Here is a 13,810-nt window from a genome sequence, read left to right as displayed (position 1 = left end):
GTGGTTTTTCTACTGCGTACATCAAAAGCATCTGTGAGGTGGATTATGCACCACTCAACTAATACCGGCAACACCAAAGCTATTTACGCGCCACGTTTTTCTATTCCTGAAAACGTGGCGCGCTCCTATTCAGTCCCTATTTCTGGAGGGCACTGATCATGGCCCGCGCAAGAAACATCAAGCCAGCCCTGTTCAAGAACGAAGTTCTCGGTGTGGCTGACCCAATGCTTACCCTGTTGTTCGAAGGTCTGTGGTTGCTCGCTGACAAAGCGGGGCGCCTTGAAGATCGCCCGCTGCGCATCAAGGGCGAGCTGTTTCCCTATCGCGACTGCATCGATACTGAAGGCATGCTGGCGTGGCTCGCGTCAGAAGGCTTCATCACGCGCTACACCGTAAGCGGTAAACGCTTCATCCAGGTAGAGAACTTCGACAAACATCAGAACCCGCATCGTAATGAGCCGGAGTCAGTTATCCCTTCTGTATCAGAGGGTTGTATCACTACCGATTTTGGCGGAACCACTTCTGCCATTACCGGAAGCGCTCCGGCTGATTCTCTGATTCCTGATTCCGGATTCCTGACTGCTGATTCCCTCAACCCGTCAACGCCTCCGGCATTGCCGACTTCGGCGAGCGATGACCTGTTCCCGAAGTTCTGGAAGCTGTACCCGAACAAGAAGGGCAAAGCGAACGCCGAGAAGGCATGGAAGAAACTCAAGGTCACTGACGAGCTGTTCACCCTGATCGCCAGCGGTCTTGCCAAGCAGGTGGTGTGCGCCGAGTGGACCAAAGACGGCGGTCAGTTCATCCCGCACCCAGCGACCTGGCTGAACGGCAAGCGGTGGGAAGACGAGGTCAAATCTGCAAGCAATGTCCACCAGTTCCCGCCATCCCGTCACAACGGGTTTGCTGATCGCGACTACACCGCTGGACTGACCCAGCGGGAGGATGGCACCTATGCGCTCTGAGAGAGTTGTTTCGGTATCGGATGGCGTTCTCCCGATCCGAACCCAGCCAGCTGATTGCGAGAAACACGGAAAATTCGACCAGAAGGTCACCGTGATCCTGGGGCGTGAGCTGAAGGGCGGCTGCCCCGAGTGTCTGCGTGCCATTGCCATCGAGCGCGAGGAAAGTGCCAGGGCCGAGAAGGCTTACGAACTACGTCTCTCGCTGGCCCGCAAGCTTGGAGACGCTCTCATCCCGAAACGCTTCCTGAACCGCACGCTGGACAACTACCAGGTCGAGCATGACGAGCAGCGCCGGGCATTGAAGTTCTGCCGCCACTACGTCGCGACCTTTGACCAAATCCGCGAAGTCGGTCGCTGCATGGTGCTGATCGGCAAGCCCGGTACCGGGAAAACGCATCTCGGTGTGGCGATGGCCAACGAGTTGCTTCACAAGACGTCTCGCACGGCCGTGTATCGCACTGTTGGGGCGGTCCTGCAGGCCATCAAGGCAACCTTCGACCGGAAAAGCGAACGATCCGAATCCGACATCCTAGCCAGCCTGATCAATCCCGACCTGTTGGTGCTGGATGAGATCGGCGTGAGCAAGGAGCAGCCCAGCGACTTCGAACTGACCACCCTGTTCGCAATCATCAACGGCCGGTACGAGCGTGAAGCGCCGACGGTGATCATTTCGAACTTGGGCGCCGGCGAACTTGGGCGTGCGATGGGTGACCGTTGTGTCGATCGTTTGCGGGAGGGCGGTTTGATCGTTGTTCCGTTTGAGTGGGAATCGCAGCGCGGCAAGGAGGGTTTCTGATGGCTGACTACACCGAACTGAAGCGGCTGGCCGAGACTGCAAACGCAGTGACCAGCGATACACGTGTCGAAATGACAATTTCCAGCGAGCCCGGGCCAAACCAAGCAGAAATTGATGCAGTGACGGCGTTCATGGGCGCTGCTACACCCGCCGCAGTCCTAGCCCTGATCGCCGAGAACAATCGGCTGAATACGTTGCGCAGCAAAACCGAGCGAGAGCTTGAGCAAGAACTTGAGGTTTGGCGGAACGGCCCTTCCTGCTGGAGCTGCGGAGACACTGGTGACGTGCATGACATCCTCGGCGAATGGCGCGGCCAATGTGACTGCAACGCAGCCAAGTTGATTGACGTTTCCAGCGAGCGCGACCAGCTTAAGGCAGAGAACGAGTCGCTGCGCAAGGCGCTCGGTGACTGTGCCGATGAGTTGTCTGCTGAGGTCATTTGCAAGCATGGCGGCCAAAAGCTCGAAGACATGCACCCGGTGACTCGCCGCCTGTACGAGCGTGACATGGCTTCTGTGATCGTGGCTCGCGCCGCCATGGGTAAGGAAGAGCAGTCATGACCGAGCTCTATTTCATGCTGGCCTGCGGAATATGCGGGCTGAACATTGGATTGACGCGGCGTGAGGATCTGAAGCCCTTCACGGTTGCCGTTCTTTGGGTCGCTTCGATGATTTGGCCGATCTATCTCGCAGTTTGGGCTTATCACCGGTACTTCAAGAAGGTGAAGCCATGACCAACCTGCAGATCCGCAACGAATCGGACCGCAACAGGGCCATGGGCCACCTTGCCGCCCTGGACCTGACCAAGCCCAAGAAGCTTGCCATCACCGAAGTCGACCGCAGCGGGGAGCAGAACAAGGCCCTGCACGCGGCGCTGGCAGATATCGCCGGCCAGGTCGAGCACGCCGGGAAGAAGTGGGATGTCCTGATCTGGAAGCGCCTGCTGACGGCCGCCTGGCTGCGTGAGTCTGGCGACCAGCCGCAGATGATCCCAGCGGTAGATGGCAACGGCTTCGATGTCATCTACGAGCGCACAAGCAAGCTCACCGTGAAGCAGTGCGGCGAGTTGATCGAGTGGGTGCACGCCTTCGGCGCCGAGCACCAAGTGCGTTGGACACAAAAGGACAATTGGGGAGGGCGCTACTGATGAGCCAGAAATTCACTATGCGTCATATCGCCTGGCAGGCTGCCACAGGCATTTTTGACCCCGATATGTACCGGGAGGCCTGGAAAGGCCTCTACCGTCTCGGATTCGCAATAACCGCGTTCGTGATTCGACTGCTGATGCTTGTCACTTTTCCGATATCGGTCCCGTTCCTGTGGGGATTCCTGCGAATTATTGGGCCGATCAACCAGAAGCGCAGAAAGGCGCGCTTCGACAAGATCGTGAAAGCTCATTGCCAGCGCTTGGAGGAGGCCGAATGACCATCAAACGGAAGCCAGCCAAGCCGAAGAAATGCCGCGTCGAGACATGTAGGGCCTCTTTCGTCCCTTCGCGGATCGGGCAGGCGGTGTGCAGTCCGGCCTGCGCAATGATCGATGCGCCACGCCACCAGGAAAAGGCGCGCAAGTCGCTTGGCCAGGTCGAGCGATCCGAGATCCGGGTCCGCAAGGAGAAGCTGAAGAGCAGGGCGGATCACCTCAAGGACACGCAACAGGCCTTTAACGCCTGGGTGCGCGCCCGTGACGCTGAGCTGCCGTGCATCAGCTGCGGCCGCCACCACCAGGGTAAGTATGACGCCGGCCATTACCGGACCGTGGGGAGCAATCCGGCGTTGCGCTTCGAGCCGATGAACTGCCACCGCCAGTGCTCGCCGTGCAATACCCGGCTTTCCGGGAACATCGTGAACTACCGCATTGAGCTGGTGAGGCGGATCGGTATCGAGGCGGTTGAGTGGCTGGAAGGCCCTCATGAGGCCAAGAAGTACACCGTGGATGAGCTGAAGGCGATGACCGCCGACTACCGGGTAAAGACCAGAGAACTGAAGAGGGCTGCAGCATGAACTATCACAACGTGGTTTCGGCAGTGGTCCGCGCTCTGGCAGCGGAAACGATCAACAGCGCCGGTGGGTGCAACGTCGAGCCGCGAGTGCAGACCAGCAAGTTGAAGGGGGAGATCACCGGTAAGGATGCGGCACTGCTCGTCGACTGCATCGTACATAAGCTGCTGCATGCCCAGCTCAGCCCTCGCCACTGGAATGCGCTGGTAGCCAAGTACAGCACCCACCGCGGGCGCAAGATCGATTCCATTGGGCGCCTTGTAGCTGTTGTGCCTTCGCCGGCGCCCAAGCGCTTCACTCAGCAGGCGGTTCTGGTCTGGGCGGTTCCGCAGCAGTCGAAGGGCATTCAGCGCGCCGTTGTCGAGGTGAAGGCGCCAAAGCATCGGGAAAACAAGGAGGATGGCCAGTGGGATTGGCGCAACAAGGCGGCTGATGCAGACGTGGCGCGTGCCAACAAGCATGCCAGGGCGATCGCCGAGTCGAAGCCGGGCGAGATGATCGTCCTCGCCGAGTCGAACTACGACATGACGAACTGGGATTCCCAGGGCCTGACGGAGCGCACCTATCAGCGCTGGAACAAGAGCATCAGGGGGGCTCTGGAGTCGATGGTTGACGAAGCTTTGGTCGATGCACAGCACATGCTTGAGGCCGTAGGGGTTTTGGCAGGGGAGGCCGCGTGAAAATAGCCCCTCAAAAGGGCTTGCAGTTTTATGTCGCCATGTCGCATTATTCCCCCATCCTGTCATTCCTGCGCGTTTAGGAGTGAATCGAAAAGCCTCGCCAGAGAAATCTGCCGGGGCTTTGTCGTCTTCGGCTTAGGAGAACGACATGTCGAGAGCTCAACGACGACACGATACGCGCCGCATCAAGGCTCGATTCGAAAGAAACCAAAAAACCAAGGATTGGGACGCTACAACTCGTGACGCGGGCGTTTTTGCCAATCATGGCAAAGTTTGCTCTTGCTGGATGTGTGGAAATCCGCGCAGACAGGGAGAACTCACTGTGCAAGAGAAGCGAGCAAAAAAGCGCCACATTGAAGATGAAAAAGCCCCAGGCTGCTGCTTCGAGCTTTTACATCCTAGCGATTGAATATTTCGACGTTAGTGGCACCAAAGGCTTTCAATCGTGCATCCATGATGTCTTCGAAAGTAGCGCCGGCCGGTAGGCTATTCGCATCAAGCGCGGGGGCGCCCAACTGGTCAGCGACCAGTTTTTTCAGTTGTGCAGGATCGTGCGGAACAGAGCCACTCATAACGAAGCAACGGATCTCTTCTCCAATAGATACATTCACTACCTTGCCCATGCGTCACCTCATTCTGTTGTCTTCGAAATGTATCCCAAGGCCTCGCTATCGTGCGGGGCTTTTTTTATTCCAGCTCCCCGAAAGGGAGGACACCGGATGCCAAACATGCCAGACAAACCAGACACCTGGGCGATTGCGCTTGCGTGGTTGAGCCAGCATGCACCAATTCTCTATGCGGCCGGGCTCTCCTGCGCGATGGCGGTCCTGCGCATCACCTATGGTGGTGGGTCGAGGCGGCAGATGCTGGTCGAGGGAACCATCTGCGGCGGGGTGACCCTGACCATCATCAGCGGGTTCGAGTTCTTCGGTCTGCCCCAGAGCATGGCCGCATTCGTTGGTGGCTGGGTCGGTCTCCTGGGTGTCGAGAAGGTGCGGGCAATTGCTGATCGAGTGACCGACTTCAAGCTTCCAAGTCGAAATCCATAACGGCCGCGCCACGATTTGGCGCATTCGAAAACGTGGCGCGGAGATAGAGGTTAATGGATAGGCCATACCCTTCATCGTCACTACTTGAGCTGTCTGACCTCTCCGACTTCGGTATCCGCCTCACGCCTGCGCCCGAAGTGTGGGAATGGCTCCAAGCCGAGATCCTCGCCAACACGGGCAGCATTCACAACGAAGACCATGCTCACCTGTTGGATGCAGACATCCGGATCATGTGGGCGTCGTCGAGCTTCACCAAGCAGGGTAGGACAGTCCTGGGCCAGGCCGAGCAGGTGGCATTCCGCGCCGGCGGTTGGCAGAAAGCCCGTATGGAACAGCAGATGCGTGATTGGTTCGGCGACGTGCCGGCCTTCATCATCACCTTGGCAGCTGACTACTGCGCGCACTGCAGCGACACCGACTTCTGCGCCCTGGTAGAGCATGAGCTCTATCACATCGCACACGCCATGGATAAGTACGGCCAGCCTGCCTTTACCAAGGACGGCGCTCCCAAGCTTGAGATGCGCTCACACGACGTAGAAGAGTTCGTCGGTGTCGTCCGCCGCTACGGTGCAAGCCCTGATGTCCAAGCGTTGGTGGATGCTGCAAACAGTCCTGCTGAAGTGGGGAAATTGAACATTGCGAGGGCCTGCGGAACCTGTCTGCTCAAGCTGGCCTGATTCTGGACAGGCATGGGACGGGTGAGAATCTATGGCAGTCCTTCAAAATGAGGTGAAGGCCTTTATCGTGCAGGCCCTGGCGTGCTTCGACACACCCTCGCAGGTGGTTGAGTCTGTCCAGAAAGAATACGGGGTGACAATCACCCGCCAGCAGGTTGAGACGCACGACCCTACAAAGACTTCCGGGAAGTGCCTGGCCAAGCGCTGGGTGACGCTGTTCGAGGATACCCGCAAGCGTTTCCGTGAAGACACGGCAGACATACCGATTGCCAACCGTGCATTCCGCCTTCGTGCCCTTGGCCGAATGGCAGAGCGTGCCGAGAGCGTGAAAAACCTTGCGCTTGCAGCCCAGCTATTGGAGCAGGCCGCAAAGGAAACCGGCGGCACCTACACCAACAAGCAGCAGGTAGATCTCAGCTCGACTGACGGGACGATGACTCCCGCAAAGGCCCGCCCGATTGACGCCGAGCTGGTTAAAGCCCTGGTAGACAAGCTGGTGGACTGATGGCTATCAAACCGATCGAGTGGGACGCGCTGAGCCACGCTGAGCGCTCCGTCTTGGTCGCGGCGGGCGAGCATAGCCCTTTGGCCTTCACCAGCCTGTGGTTCAACATCACCCAGGGCGACAGCTTCAGGACGAACTGGCACCACCACTACTTCGACTATGCCGCCCGCAAGATGCTTGCCGGTGACGCGCAGAACATCGTCGTGAACATCCCGCCAGGCGGCACCAAGACCGAGTTTTGGTCTGTTCACCTGCCGGTCTACACGATGGTGAAGCACCGCCGGGTGCGAATCCTCAACACCAGCTATTCCAAGAGCCTGGTAGACGAGAACAGCGAGCGCAGTCGCTCCCTTGTCAAATCGACCGAGTTCCGCGAGTTCTATCCCTTCGATATCGAGAAGGACAAGGTAGACGACTGGACGCTCGCCAAGGATGGGAAGCGCGTACACCAACTGTTCAGCCGTTCAAGCGGTGGGCAGATCACAGGTGTCCGTGGCGGCTACATGGGCGACGAGTACAGCGGTCACATCCAGGCGGATGACTGGGACAAGATCGACGACCTCTTCAGTGAGGCGAAGCGCCGCAAGTCGCACACGCGCCTGGTGAACACCCTGCGCAGCCGGAAAGCGCACAGCGGCACGCCGTTCGTTGCCATCCAGCAGCGAGGCCACATCGATGACTCGACCGCGTTCCTGCTGTCGGGCGGCATGGGCCTGAAGATCGATCTGCACATCAAGATCCCGGCCCTGGTCAATCAGGAGTACATAGACTCACTGCCTGACGGCATCCGCGAGCGCTGCATCAAGAGCGTGTGCGGGTCGGAGCAGGTGGACGGCTATTGGTCCTACTGGCCAGCCAAGGAAATCGTTCACGACCTGATCGCGCTCCGCACGGCTCACCCGTACACCTTCAGCAGTCAGTACATGCAAGACCCCGATACGCTCGACGGCGGGATCTTCTCGGCTGATGACTTCCAGTACTACGGCGACGTGGATGCTGGTGCTGATCTGCCGGTGCCAGAGAAGTTCGACTACCGCTTCATCACCGCCGACACCGCCCAGAAGACCAACACCTGGAACGACTGGACTGTGTTCGCGGAGTGGGGCGTTGCCGAGGGGCGCATCTACCGGCTGAGCATGAAGCGCGGGCGGATGGACGCCAAGACGCTGCGTCGTGAGTTCGAGGCGTTCGTCAAAGGTGCCTGGGCCAAGAATGGGAAGGCCAACGGCATCCTGCGCCGGGTCTACGTCGAGGACAAATCCAGCGGTACCGGCCTGATCCAGGAGATGGAGAAGCGCCTACCGCTCAAGGTGACGCCAGTCCCTCGGGACCGCGACAAGCTGACTCGGGCGCTCGACGTTCAAGGCTTCCATGCCGCCAAGCTGGTGTGCCTGCCATACGACGACAGCCAAAACTACGAGTTCGTGTGTGAGGTCGCATCCTTCACCGCCGACGACAGCCACAAGTACGACGACCAGACGGACGTGATGATCGACGCCTTGTCCGAGGTTTACATCAAGGGCAAGCGATCGATACGCGACCTCCTATAACCCAATCGGTGACCCCATGAGCAAGAAGGGCTTAGTGCCAGCAGACAAGAAGCTGGGCAAGGCCCTTGTGCGGGCCGCCCAGAAGTACGAGGCCCAGATCAAGTCGTCGAGTGATGGCCTGGTGAACGTCGTGTCCGGCCTGGGCACGCAGAAGGCCAAGCGCTCACATAATCAGTTCCAATACGGGTTCCTGAACGACTTCCAGCAGCTTGACGCGGCATACCAGACAAGCTGGCTTGCCCGGGCAATCGTGGATTACCCCGCCGAGGATATGACCCGCGAGTGGCGCACCCTCAAGTGCGACGACGCGGACGTGATCCGGGCCGAGGAAGACCGCCTGCAACTGCCGGCCATGGTGAGCGAGGCCACAAGCTGGGCGCGCCTGTATGGTGGCGCCGGCATCCTCATGCTGACCAACCAGGACCTGACCAAGCCGCTCAAGCCGGAGAAGATCAAGAAGGGCGACCTGTACCGCCTGCTGGTGATCGACCGCTTCGACATGACGGCGATGGACCTGAACCAAACCAACATCCTGGCTGCGAACTACCTGCAGCCGGAGTTCTACACCATTTCGGCCGGCGCCCAGCAGATCCACTGGACGCACTTCGCCCGGTTCGCTGGTGCCAAGTTGCCACGTCGCCAGCGCGCGCAAACACAGGGCTGGGGCGACTCAGAGCTGCGCAAGTGCCTCGACGACGTGATGGACATCGTAGCCAGCAAGGACGGCATCGCCGAACTGATGCAGGAAGCGAACGTCGACATCATCAAGCGCGAAGGCCTCTCGGATGAGCTGGCAAGCGATCAGGACGACGCCATCACGGCGCGTTACGCCCTGTTCAGCATGATGAAGTCCTCGATCAACCTGGCGCTGCTGGATGGCGAAGAGACCTACGACCGCAAGACCCTGGACCTTTCCGGGGTGGCGCCTGTGCTTGACCTGCTCATGACCTGGATCGCCGGTGCCGCTGGCATCCCGGTGACGCGCCTGTTCGGAGAGTCTGCCAAGGGCCTGGGCAATGATGGACAGGGCGACGACACCAACTACTACAACCACCTCTCATCGAAGCGACTGACGCAGATCGACCCCGGCCTTCGTCAACTCGACGAAGTGATGGTGCGGTCGGCGACCGGTCGCTGGCTGGATGACTTCAACTACGTCTGGAACCCGTACAAGCAGCCAGACGCTGTGCAGATTTCCGCTGCCAACAAGGCCAAGGCCGAAACCGACCTGCTCTACAAGGACGGCGGGATCGTCACCACCAGTCAGATTCAGCGCCGCCTTCAGGCCGAAGAGCTCTACCAGTTCGACGACGAGAAGATCGAAGCGCTGGAGGCTGATGAGGATCTGACGATGTTCAACGATCCGGTGGATGACGACGGCAAGGTTGAATGACCATGGACATGATCGGCATCCAGTACAACGCCAAGCTGCAGCGGCTGGTGAAGCAGGTCAAGGCGTCAATCAGTAAGGAGATCATGCCGCTGGTTCGCCAGTTGGCGCCGGAGTACACGCAGGACGCAGTGGTCACGACTGACGCTTGGTCTGATCTGATCCTCAACGCCATTTCCACGCTGGTGAGTCGCTGGTCATCTCCGGCGGTGCAGGCTGCAGGTGCGCGCATCGCTGGAGAGTTCGTTCAATCGTCGCTCAAGAAGTCCGAGCGCGACCTGAAGAAGTCGGCCGGCATCGATGTGTACAGCGGCAACACCGCCATGCAGGACTACCTGAAGGCCTCGGCCCAGCAGAACGCCCAACTGATCAAGTCCATCCCCGCCAAGTGCCTGGAAGAGGTGCAGACGCTGGTGATGGCGAACATGCGTTCCGGCATGCGGCCTGGCTACATCGAGAAGGCGTTGCAGGAGCAGTTCGGCGTGACCCAGCGCCGCGCCAAGATGATTGCCCGCGACCAGACATCGAAGATCAACGGCGAACTGGCTGAGAAGCAGCAGAAGGGCGCCGGCTTCGAGTACTTCCAGTGGGTCGACTCCGACGACAGCCGTGTCCGGCACCGCCACTCGGAGATTGCCAACAAGGTCACCGCCTACGGCAAAGGGATCTACCGCTGGGACGACCTGCCGTTGAGTTCTGACGGTGTTCCGATCAAGCCAGGCTCCGACTATCAGTGCCGATGCATCGCGCGCCCAGTGAGCGCCCGCGAGGTCAAGGCCAACCAAGACGCAGGCCGCACAGCGCCGGGCGTCTACCGCTAATTCATTCCAGCGACGAGAACGATCATGAAAATCAAGGTTAAGTGCATCGAGACCGGCGCCGAGTCGGAATTCGACACCGACGGCTTCCACATTTCCGTGCAGATGACACCGGGCGACCTGGCCAACATCAAGTCTCTACCGGATACCGAAGACGGCCGAAGCCTCGACGGTAACGAGCATCGCACCTACGCGTGCGTGCGCCCGGTTGACGACGATCATTCCGACGCACTCTTCGCATGGGCGAAGCAGTAATGACCACCTGTACGGTCTTCGACCGTGTCAGCCACCGCATCACCCACCGGGAATATACCGGCGAGGGCTTCCTCAAGGTGCCGGGCCGGGTGGCGCGCACCGGCATTCAGGAATACCTGGCCCGAGAGCTTGGCCTCGACGGCGATCCGAACCGAATCGTTCGTGTGTACCGCCCAGAAGACGAGGTGTTCAACGACTCGTCACTGGGCACGTACGACGGCGCGACGGTAACCAATGACCACCCCAAGGACCTGGTAACCGCGAAGAACTACAAGGCGGTGGCGGTTGGCGAGGTGCGAGGTGCGGGCCGGCGCGATGGCGATTTCGTTGTCTGCGATCTGATCATCAAGGATCAGAAGACCATCGACGACATCAACGCGGGCAAGTGCGAGCTGTCCGCCGGATACACCGCTGAATACGTCCACGGGCCCGGCGTGACCGCCGACGGGCAAGAGTACGAGTACACCCAGCGCAACATCATCATCAACCACCAAGCGGTGGTAACCAAAGCGAGGGCAGGCGGCATCGCTCGCGTCTTCGACCACAACCCAGGAGGCAACACAATGCCTGTAATTATCACCACCGATAGCGGGCGCAGCGTTGATGTTGCTGATCCTGCGAACGCCCAAGTGGTCGCCGACTCGTTCGACCGATTGCTGAAGCGTGCCACCGATGCGGAAACCAAGGCTGATAAGGCCCAGGCAACCGCTGACAAGGCTGCCGAAGACCTGGCCGAGGCCCGCAAGGCTTCGAGCGATGTCGCAATTGGCGAGCGCGTCAAGGCAATCAGCGCTACCCAGGCCCTGGCCCGCAAGGTCGCCGGCGACGGTTTCACCTGTGACAGCCTCGACGTGATCGAGATCAAGCGTGCCGCACTGGCCGTTGCGCTGCCGAAGCGTGATTGGTCGGACAAGTCCGCCGACTACGTTGAGGCCGCCTTCGACGCTGAGTCCGATAAGGACGAGGAAGAAGAGGAGGACGACGGCAAGGGTGGCAAGAAGCCGAAAATGCCAACCGGTGACACCGCTGCGCTCTTCGCTCAGTTCATGCAGCTGGCCAAGGACGGTGCAAGCACCCCTGCGACCACGGACGCCGCGCCGACCCCATACCAGGCCCACAAGCAAAGCTTGTCCGGCGCCCACAAACAGAAAGGAGCCTAACCATGCCAGTTCAAGGTGGTAACGCAATCAACCACGGCGTCGCGTACGCGGGCATGGTCGCTGATGGCGAAGTGTCCAACGGCGTCTCCAAGGTCAACAAGGGCACCGTCAACATCGCCTACGGCCTGGGCGTGGTGACCGACGGTGACGACGGCGCCAAGCTGCCGGTCGCCGCTTCGACCGCCGCCCAGTTCATCGGTGTGGTTCGTCGCGAACTGAACCGCGCCTACACCTCGACCGATGTATTCGGCGCTGTCGCCAAGCGCGACATGACCGTCGAGACCATGGCGCCTATCTGGGTAACCGCCCGCGTGGCGGTCGCCAAGGATGACCCGGTCTACCTGGTAGTCGGCGACGGCACCGGTACCAACCAGGGGCAGTTCTCCAACGTGGTCGGCGCCGCCGCCACTCTGGCAGTCCTGATCCCGAACGCCAAATGGGTCAGCACCGCCGGCGCCGGCGCACTGGCTAAAATTTCTCTGAAGGTCGGGGGCTAATCGACATGACTCAGCTTAAGAAAATCGTCGTAGCCATCGATGCTGCAATCGCGCAACAGATCGGCCGTGACGCTCACCAAGTGACCTTCAACGACGGTCTACCGACCCTCGACGACGGCCTGGCGTTCTACATCAGCCAGCTGGCAAGCCTGGAAGCTCGTATCTACGAGGCCAAATACGCCGCGATCAACTACATGGAGCTGATCCCCGTCGACACCTCTCTGCCTGAATGGGTAGATCAGTGGGACTACATCAGCTACGACGGTGTGACCCTCGGCAAATTCATCGGCGCCAGCGCTGACGACCTGCCAGACGTGACGCTGAACGCCAACAAGTCGACCGTGCCAATCGGCTACGCCGGCAACAAGTACAGCTACAGCCTGGACGAACTGCGCAAGTCTCAGCAGTTGCGCATCCCGCTGGATACCACCAAGGCGAAACTGGCCTTCCGTGGCGCCCAGGAGCACACCCAGCGCGTGGCCTACTTCGGCGACGCGGCGCGCGGTATGACCGGCCTGTTCAACAACGCTAACTTGGCGCTGTCGAACTCCACCCTGGATTGGTACAACGCTGCCACCACCGGTGACCAGATCGTCGCTGACCTGAACAAGATCCTGGTTGATGTCTACATCAACTCGGCTACCGTTCACGTCCCCGACACGATCATCCTGGATGCTGCCCGCTTCGCGTTCATCTCGAACAAGCGCATGGGCACCATCACCGACAAGACGATCCTCGAGTACTTCCGCACCAACAACCAGTTCACCGCGCTGACCGGTCGCCCGATCAACATCTTCAGCCGCCTGCAACTGTCTGCTGCCCAGCTGGCCGCCGCCGGCGTGTCCAACGGCAACAAGGACCGCATCGTCGCTTACGAACTGAACGACGAGAACCTGGGCATGCAGGTGCCGATCCCGTGGCGCTCCCTGGCCCCGCAGATGTGGAACCTCAAGGTCAACGTGCCGTGCGAGTACAAGATCAGCGGTGTTGAATTCCGCTACCCGTTCTCTGGCGCGTACCGCGACCAGTTCTAACCAGCCGATCCTTGGCCGCCTCCGCTATGCCCGGGGCGGCGGCCAATGATTCCGGGCGAGGATTCGACATGTTCTTGAAGAACGAAGCAGCACGACTGATCACCATCAACCACCTGGTGGATGGCGCGGACACCAGCTACCCGATCCTGCCGGGTGAAAACCCAGCCGTGGAAGTGCCGGATGCGGTGGCCAAGATCGATTTCGTCAAAGCCCTGCTGAAGAACGGCGACCTGCGCCGCGTTGGCGCTGATGAGCTGGAAAGCGACGACGATGATGAAGGCGGAGACGACATCGAAGCCCTGCGTGAACAGGCAGGCCGAGCCGGCGTAAAGGTCAACAAGACCTGGGGCAAGGCTCGCTTGCTGGAAGAAATCGCCAAGGCCTCGAAGGCCGAGTAACACCCGGGCGCCTGGCGCCCACCCATTCAAGGTGAAC

General features: G+C 60.0%; 20 protein-coding genes. 19 read left to right on the top strand and 1 reads right to left on the bottom strand.

The window, feature by feature from the left end; all coding sequences use genetic code 11:
- Positions 1–158 precede the first annotated feature (158 nt).
- The 8 genes from NPS46_RS20550 to NPS46_RS20515 are packed head-to-tail and all read left to right on the top strand — an operon-like array spanning position 159 to position 4,440.
- Positions 159–965 (top strand): phage replication protein, encoded by an 807-nt coding sequence (locus tag NPS46_RS20550; protein WP_274110403.1) that lies wholly within the window; start codon positions 159–161, stop codon positions 963–965.
- Positions 955–1,761: an ATP-binding protein gene (locus tag NPS46_RS20545; RefSeq protein WP_274110401.1), complete on the top strand. Its 807-nt coding sequence runs from the start codon at positions 955–957 to the stop codon at positions 1,759–1,761. The genes NPS46_RS20550 and NPS46_RS20545 overlap by 11 nt, the downstream gene beginning before the upstream one ends.
- Complete coding sequence (locus tag NPS46_RS20540) at positions 1,761–2,321, top strand: hypothetical protein (RefSeq protein WP_274110399.1); 561 nt, start codon at positions 1,761–1,763, stop codon at positions 2,319–2,321. Before NPS46_RS20545 ends, NPS46_RS20540 begins: the two co-directional genes overlap by 1 nt.
- The gene (locus NPS46_RS20535; protein WP_274110397.1) at positions 2,318–2,494 is read left to right on the top strand and encodes a hypothetical protein; all 177 of its coding nucleotides are present in this window, start codon (positions 2,318–2,320) and stop codon (positions 2,492–2,494) included. The genes NPS46_RS20540 and NPS46_RS20535 overlap by 4 nt, the downstream gene beginning before the upstream one ends.
- On the top strand, positions 2,491–2,907 hold the full coding sequence (locus tag NPS46_RS20530) for a recombination protein NinB (protein ID WP_274110395.1): 417 nt from the start codon (positions 2,491–2,493) through the stop codon (positions 2,905–2,907). The genes NPS46_RS20535 and NPS46_RS20530 overlap by 4 nt, the downstream gene beginning before the upstream one ends.
- The gene (locus tag NPS46_RS20525; RefSeq protein ID WP_274110394.1) at positions 2,907–3,185 is read left to right on the top strand and encodes a hypothetical protein; all 279 of its coding nucleotides are present in this window, start codon (positions 2,907–2,909) and stop codon (positions 3,183–3,185) included. The genes NPS46_RS20530 and NPS46_RS20525 overlap by 1 nt, the downstream gene beginning before the upstream one ends.
- Positions 3,182–3,763, top strand: coding sequence for a recombination protein NinG (locus tag NPS46_RS20520; RefSeq protein ID WP_274110393.1), 582 nt, complete (start codon positions 3,182–3,184; stop codon positions 3,761–3,763). Before NPS46_RS20525 ends, NPS46_RS20520 begins: the two co-directional genes overlap by 4 nt.
- The gene (locus NPS46_RS20515) at positions 3,760–4,440 is read left to right on the top strand and encodes a hypothetical protein (RefSeq protein WP_274110392.1); all 681 of its coding nucleotides are present in this window, start codon (positions 3,760–3,762) and stop codon (positions 4,438–4,440) included. The genes NPS46_RS20520 and NPS46_RS20515 overlap by 4 nt, the downstream gene beginning before the upstream one ends.
- A 398-nt stretch (positions 4,441–4,838) precedes the next feature.
- Here NPS46_RS20515 and NPS46_RS20510 read toward each other — a convergent pair whose 3' ends face one another.
- Positions 4,839–5,063 (bottom strand): hypothetical protein, encoded by a 225-nt coding sequence (locus NPS46_RS20510; protein ID WP_274110391.1) that lies wholly within the window; start codon positions 5,061–5,063, stop codon positions 4,839–4,841.
- Positions 5,064–5,159: 96 nt separating this feature from the next.
- Here NPS46_RS20510 and NPS46_RS20505 point away from each other — a divergent pair, with 96 nt between their 5' ends.
- The 11 genes from NPS46_RS20505 (at position 5,160) to NPS46_RS20455 (ending at position 13,773) form a co-directional block, all read left to right on the top strand.
- Entirely contained in the window at positions 5,160–5,489 is a 330-nt protein-coding gene (locus tag NPS46_RS20505) for a phage holin, lambda family (RefSeq protein ID WP_274110390.1), read from the top strand.
- 53 nt (positions 5,490–5,542) lie between these two features.
- The gene (locus NPS46_RS20500; RefSeq protein WP_274110389.1) at positions 5,543–6,166 is read left to right on the top strand and encodes a putative metallopeptidase; all 624 of its coding nucleotides are present in this window, start codon (positions 5,543–5,545) and stop codon (positions 6,164–6,166) included.
- A 31-nt stretch (positions 6,167–6,197) separates the two neighbouring features.
- Positions 6,198–6,671 (top strand): DUF2280 domain-containing protein, encoded by a 474-nt coding sequence (locus NPS46_RS20495; RefSeq protein ID WP_274110388.1) that lies wholly within the window; start codon positions 6,198–6,200, stop codon positions 6,669–6,671.
- On the top strand, positions 6,671–8,221 hold the full coding sequence (gene terL / locus NPS46_RS20490) for a phage terminase large subunit (RefSeq protein ID WP_274110386.1): 1,551 nt from the start codon (positions 6,671–6,673) through the stop codon (positions 8,219–8,221). Before NPS46_RS20495 ends, terL begins: the two co-directional genes overlap by 1 nt.
- A 16-nt stretch (positions 8,222–8,237) precedes the next feature.
- On the top strand, positions 8,238–9,614 hold the full coding sequence (locus NPS46_RS20485) for a DUF1073 domain-containing protein (RefSeq protein WP_274110384.1): 1,377 nt from the start codon (positions 8,238–8,240) through the stop codon (positions 9,612–9,614).
- 2 nt (positions 9,615–9,616) lie between these two features.
- Positions 9,617–10,432 (top strand): phage minor head protein, encoded by an 816-nt coding sequence (locus NPS46_RS20480; protein WP_274110382.1) that lies wholly within the window; start codon positions 9,617–9,619, stop codon positions 10,430–10,432.
- A 24-nt stretch (positions 10,433–10,456) separates the two neighbouring features.
- A complete protein-coding gene (locus tag NPS46_RS20475; protein ID WP_274110380.1) occupies positions 10,457–10,684 on the top strand; it encodes a hypothetical protein in 228 nt (75 codons plus the stop codon).
- Positions 10,684–11,844, top strand: a complete 1,161-nt coding sequence (locus NPS46_RS20470) for a DUF2213 domain-containing protein (protein ID WP_274110378.1) — start codon at positions 10,684–10,686, stop codon at positions 11,842–11,844. Before NPS46_RS20475 ends, NPS46_RS20470 begins: the two co-directional genes overlap by 1 nt.
- Positions 11,845–11,846: 2 nt before the next feature.
- The gene (locus NPS46_RS20465) at positions 11,847–12,341 is read left to right on the top strand and encodes a structural cement protein Gp24 (protein ID WP_274110376.1); all 495 of its coding nucleotides are present in this window, start codon (positions 11,847–11,849) and stop codon (positions 12,339–12,341) included.
- 5 nt (positions 12,342–12,346) lie between these two features.
- Complete coding sequence (locus NPS46_RS20460) at positions 12,347–13,375, top strand: DUF2184 domain-containing protein (RefSeq protein ID WP_274110375.1); 1,029 nt, start codon at positions 12,347–12,349, stop codon at positions 13,373–13,375.
- Positions 13,376–13,443: 68 nt separating this feature from the next.
- Positions 13,444–13,773 carry a hypothetical protein gene (locus NPS46_RS20455; RefSeq protein WP_274110373.1) on the top strand — a complete coding sequence of 110 codons (330 nt, stop codon included), beginning with the start codon at positions 13,444–13,446 and terminating at the stop codon, positions 13,771–13,773.
- Positions 13,774–13,810 lie beyond the last annotated feature (37 nt).

The sequence above is a fragment of the Pseudomonas putida genome (assembly GCF_028682395.1).
GTDB lineage: Bacteria > Pseudomonadota > Gammaproteobacteria > Pseudomonadales > Pseudomonadaceae > Aquipseudomonas > Aquipseudomonas putida_AB.
This window is presented reverse-complemented; position numbering and strand designations above follow the sequence as displayed.

What these genes read in the sequence shown, in the direction of transcription:
- NPS46_RS20550 (WP_274110403.1), top strand. Translation starts at nt 159, where the DNA reads ATGGCCCGCGCAAGAAACATCAAGCCAGCCCTGTTCAAGAACGAAGTT.
- NPS46_RS20545 (WP_274110401.1), top strand. Translation starts at nt 955, where the DNA reads ATGCGCTCTGAGAGAGTTGTTTCGGTATCGGATGGCGTTCTCCCGATC.
- NPS46_RS20540 (WP_274110399.1), top strand. Translation starts at nt 1,761, where the DNA reads ATGGCTGACTACACCGAACTGAAGCGGCTGGCCGAGACTGCAAACGCA.
- NPS46_RS20535 (WP_274110397.1), top strand. Translation starts at nt 2,318, where the DNA reads ATGACCGAGCTCTATTTCATGCTGGCCTGCGGAATATGCGGGCTGAAC.
- NPS46_RS20530 (WP_274110395.1), top strand. Translation starts at nt 2,491, where the DNA reads ATGACCAACCTGCAGATCCGCAACGAATCGGACCGCAACAGGGCCATG.
- NPS46_RS20525 (WP_274110394.1), top strand. Translation starts at nt 2,907, where the DNA reads ATGAGCCAGAAATTCACTATGCGTCATATCGCCTGGCAGGCTGCCACA.
- NPS46_RS20520 (WP_274110393.1), top strand. Translation starts at nt 3,182, where the DNA reads ATGACCATCAAACGGAAGCCAGCCAAGCCGAAGAAATGCCGCGTCGAG.
- NPS46_RS20515 (WP_274110392.1), top strand. Translation starts at nt 3,760, where the DNA reads ATGAACTATCACAACGTGGTTTCGGCAGTGGTCCGCGCTCTGGCAGCG.
- NPS46_RS20510 (WP_274110391.1), bottom strand. Translation starts at nt 5,063, where the DNA reads ATGGGCAAGGTAGTGAATGTATCTATTGGAGAAGAGATCCGTTGCTTC.
- NPS46_RS20505 (WP_274110390.1), top strand. Translation starts at nt 5,160, where the DNA reads ATGCCAAACATGCCAGACAAACCAGACACCTGGGCGATTGCGCTTGCG.
- NPS46_RS20500 (WP_274110389.1), top strand. Translation starts at nt 5,543, where the DNA reads ATGGATAGGCCATACCCTTCATCGTCACTACTTGAGCTGTCTGACCTC.
- NPS46_RS20495 (WP_274110388.1), top strand. Translation starts at nt 6,198, where the DNA reads ATGGCAGTCCTTCAAAATGAGGTGAAGGCCTTTATCGTGCAGGCCCTG.
- terL (WP_274110386.1), top strand. Translation starts at nt 6,671, where the DNA reads ATGGCTATCAAACCGATCGAGTGGGACGCGCTGAGCCACGCTGAGCGC.
- NPS46_RS20485 (WP_274110384.1), top strand. Translation starts at nt 8,238, where the DNA reads ATGAGCAAGAAGGGCTTAGTGCCAGCAGACAAGAAGCTGGGCAAGGCC.
- NPS46_RS20480 (WP_274110382.1), top strand. Translation starts at nt 9,617, where the DNA reads ATGGACATGATCGGCATCCAGTACAACGCCAAGCTGCAGCGGCTGGTG.
- NPS46_RS20475 (WP_274110380.1), top strand. Translation starts at nt 10,457, where the DNA reads ATGAAAATCAAGGTTAAGTGCATCGAGACCGGCGCCGAGTCGGAATTC.
- NPS46_RS20470 (WP_274110378.1), top strand. Translation starts at nt 10,684, where the DNA reads ATGACCACCTGTACGGTCTTCGACCGTGTCAGCCACCGCATCACCCAC.
- NPS46_RS20465 (WP_274110376.1), top strand. Translation starts at nt 11,847, where the DNA reads ATGCCAGTTCAAGGTGGTAACGCAATCAACCACGGCGTCGCGTACGCG.
- NPS46_RS20460 (WP_274110375.1), top strand. Translation starts at nt 12,347, where the DNA reads ATGACTCAGCTTAAGAAAATCGTCGTAGCCATCGATGCTGCAATCGCG.
- NPS46_RS20455 (WP_274110373.1), top strand. Translation starts at nt 13,444, where the DNA reads ATGTTCTTGAAGAACGAAGCAGCACGACTGATCACCATCAACCACCTG.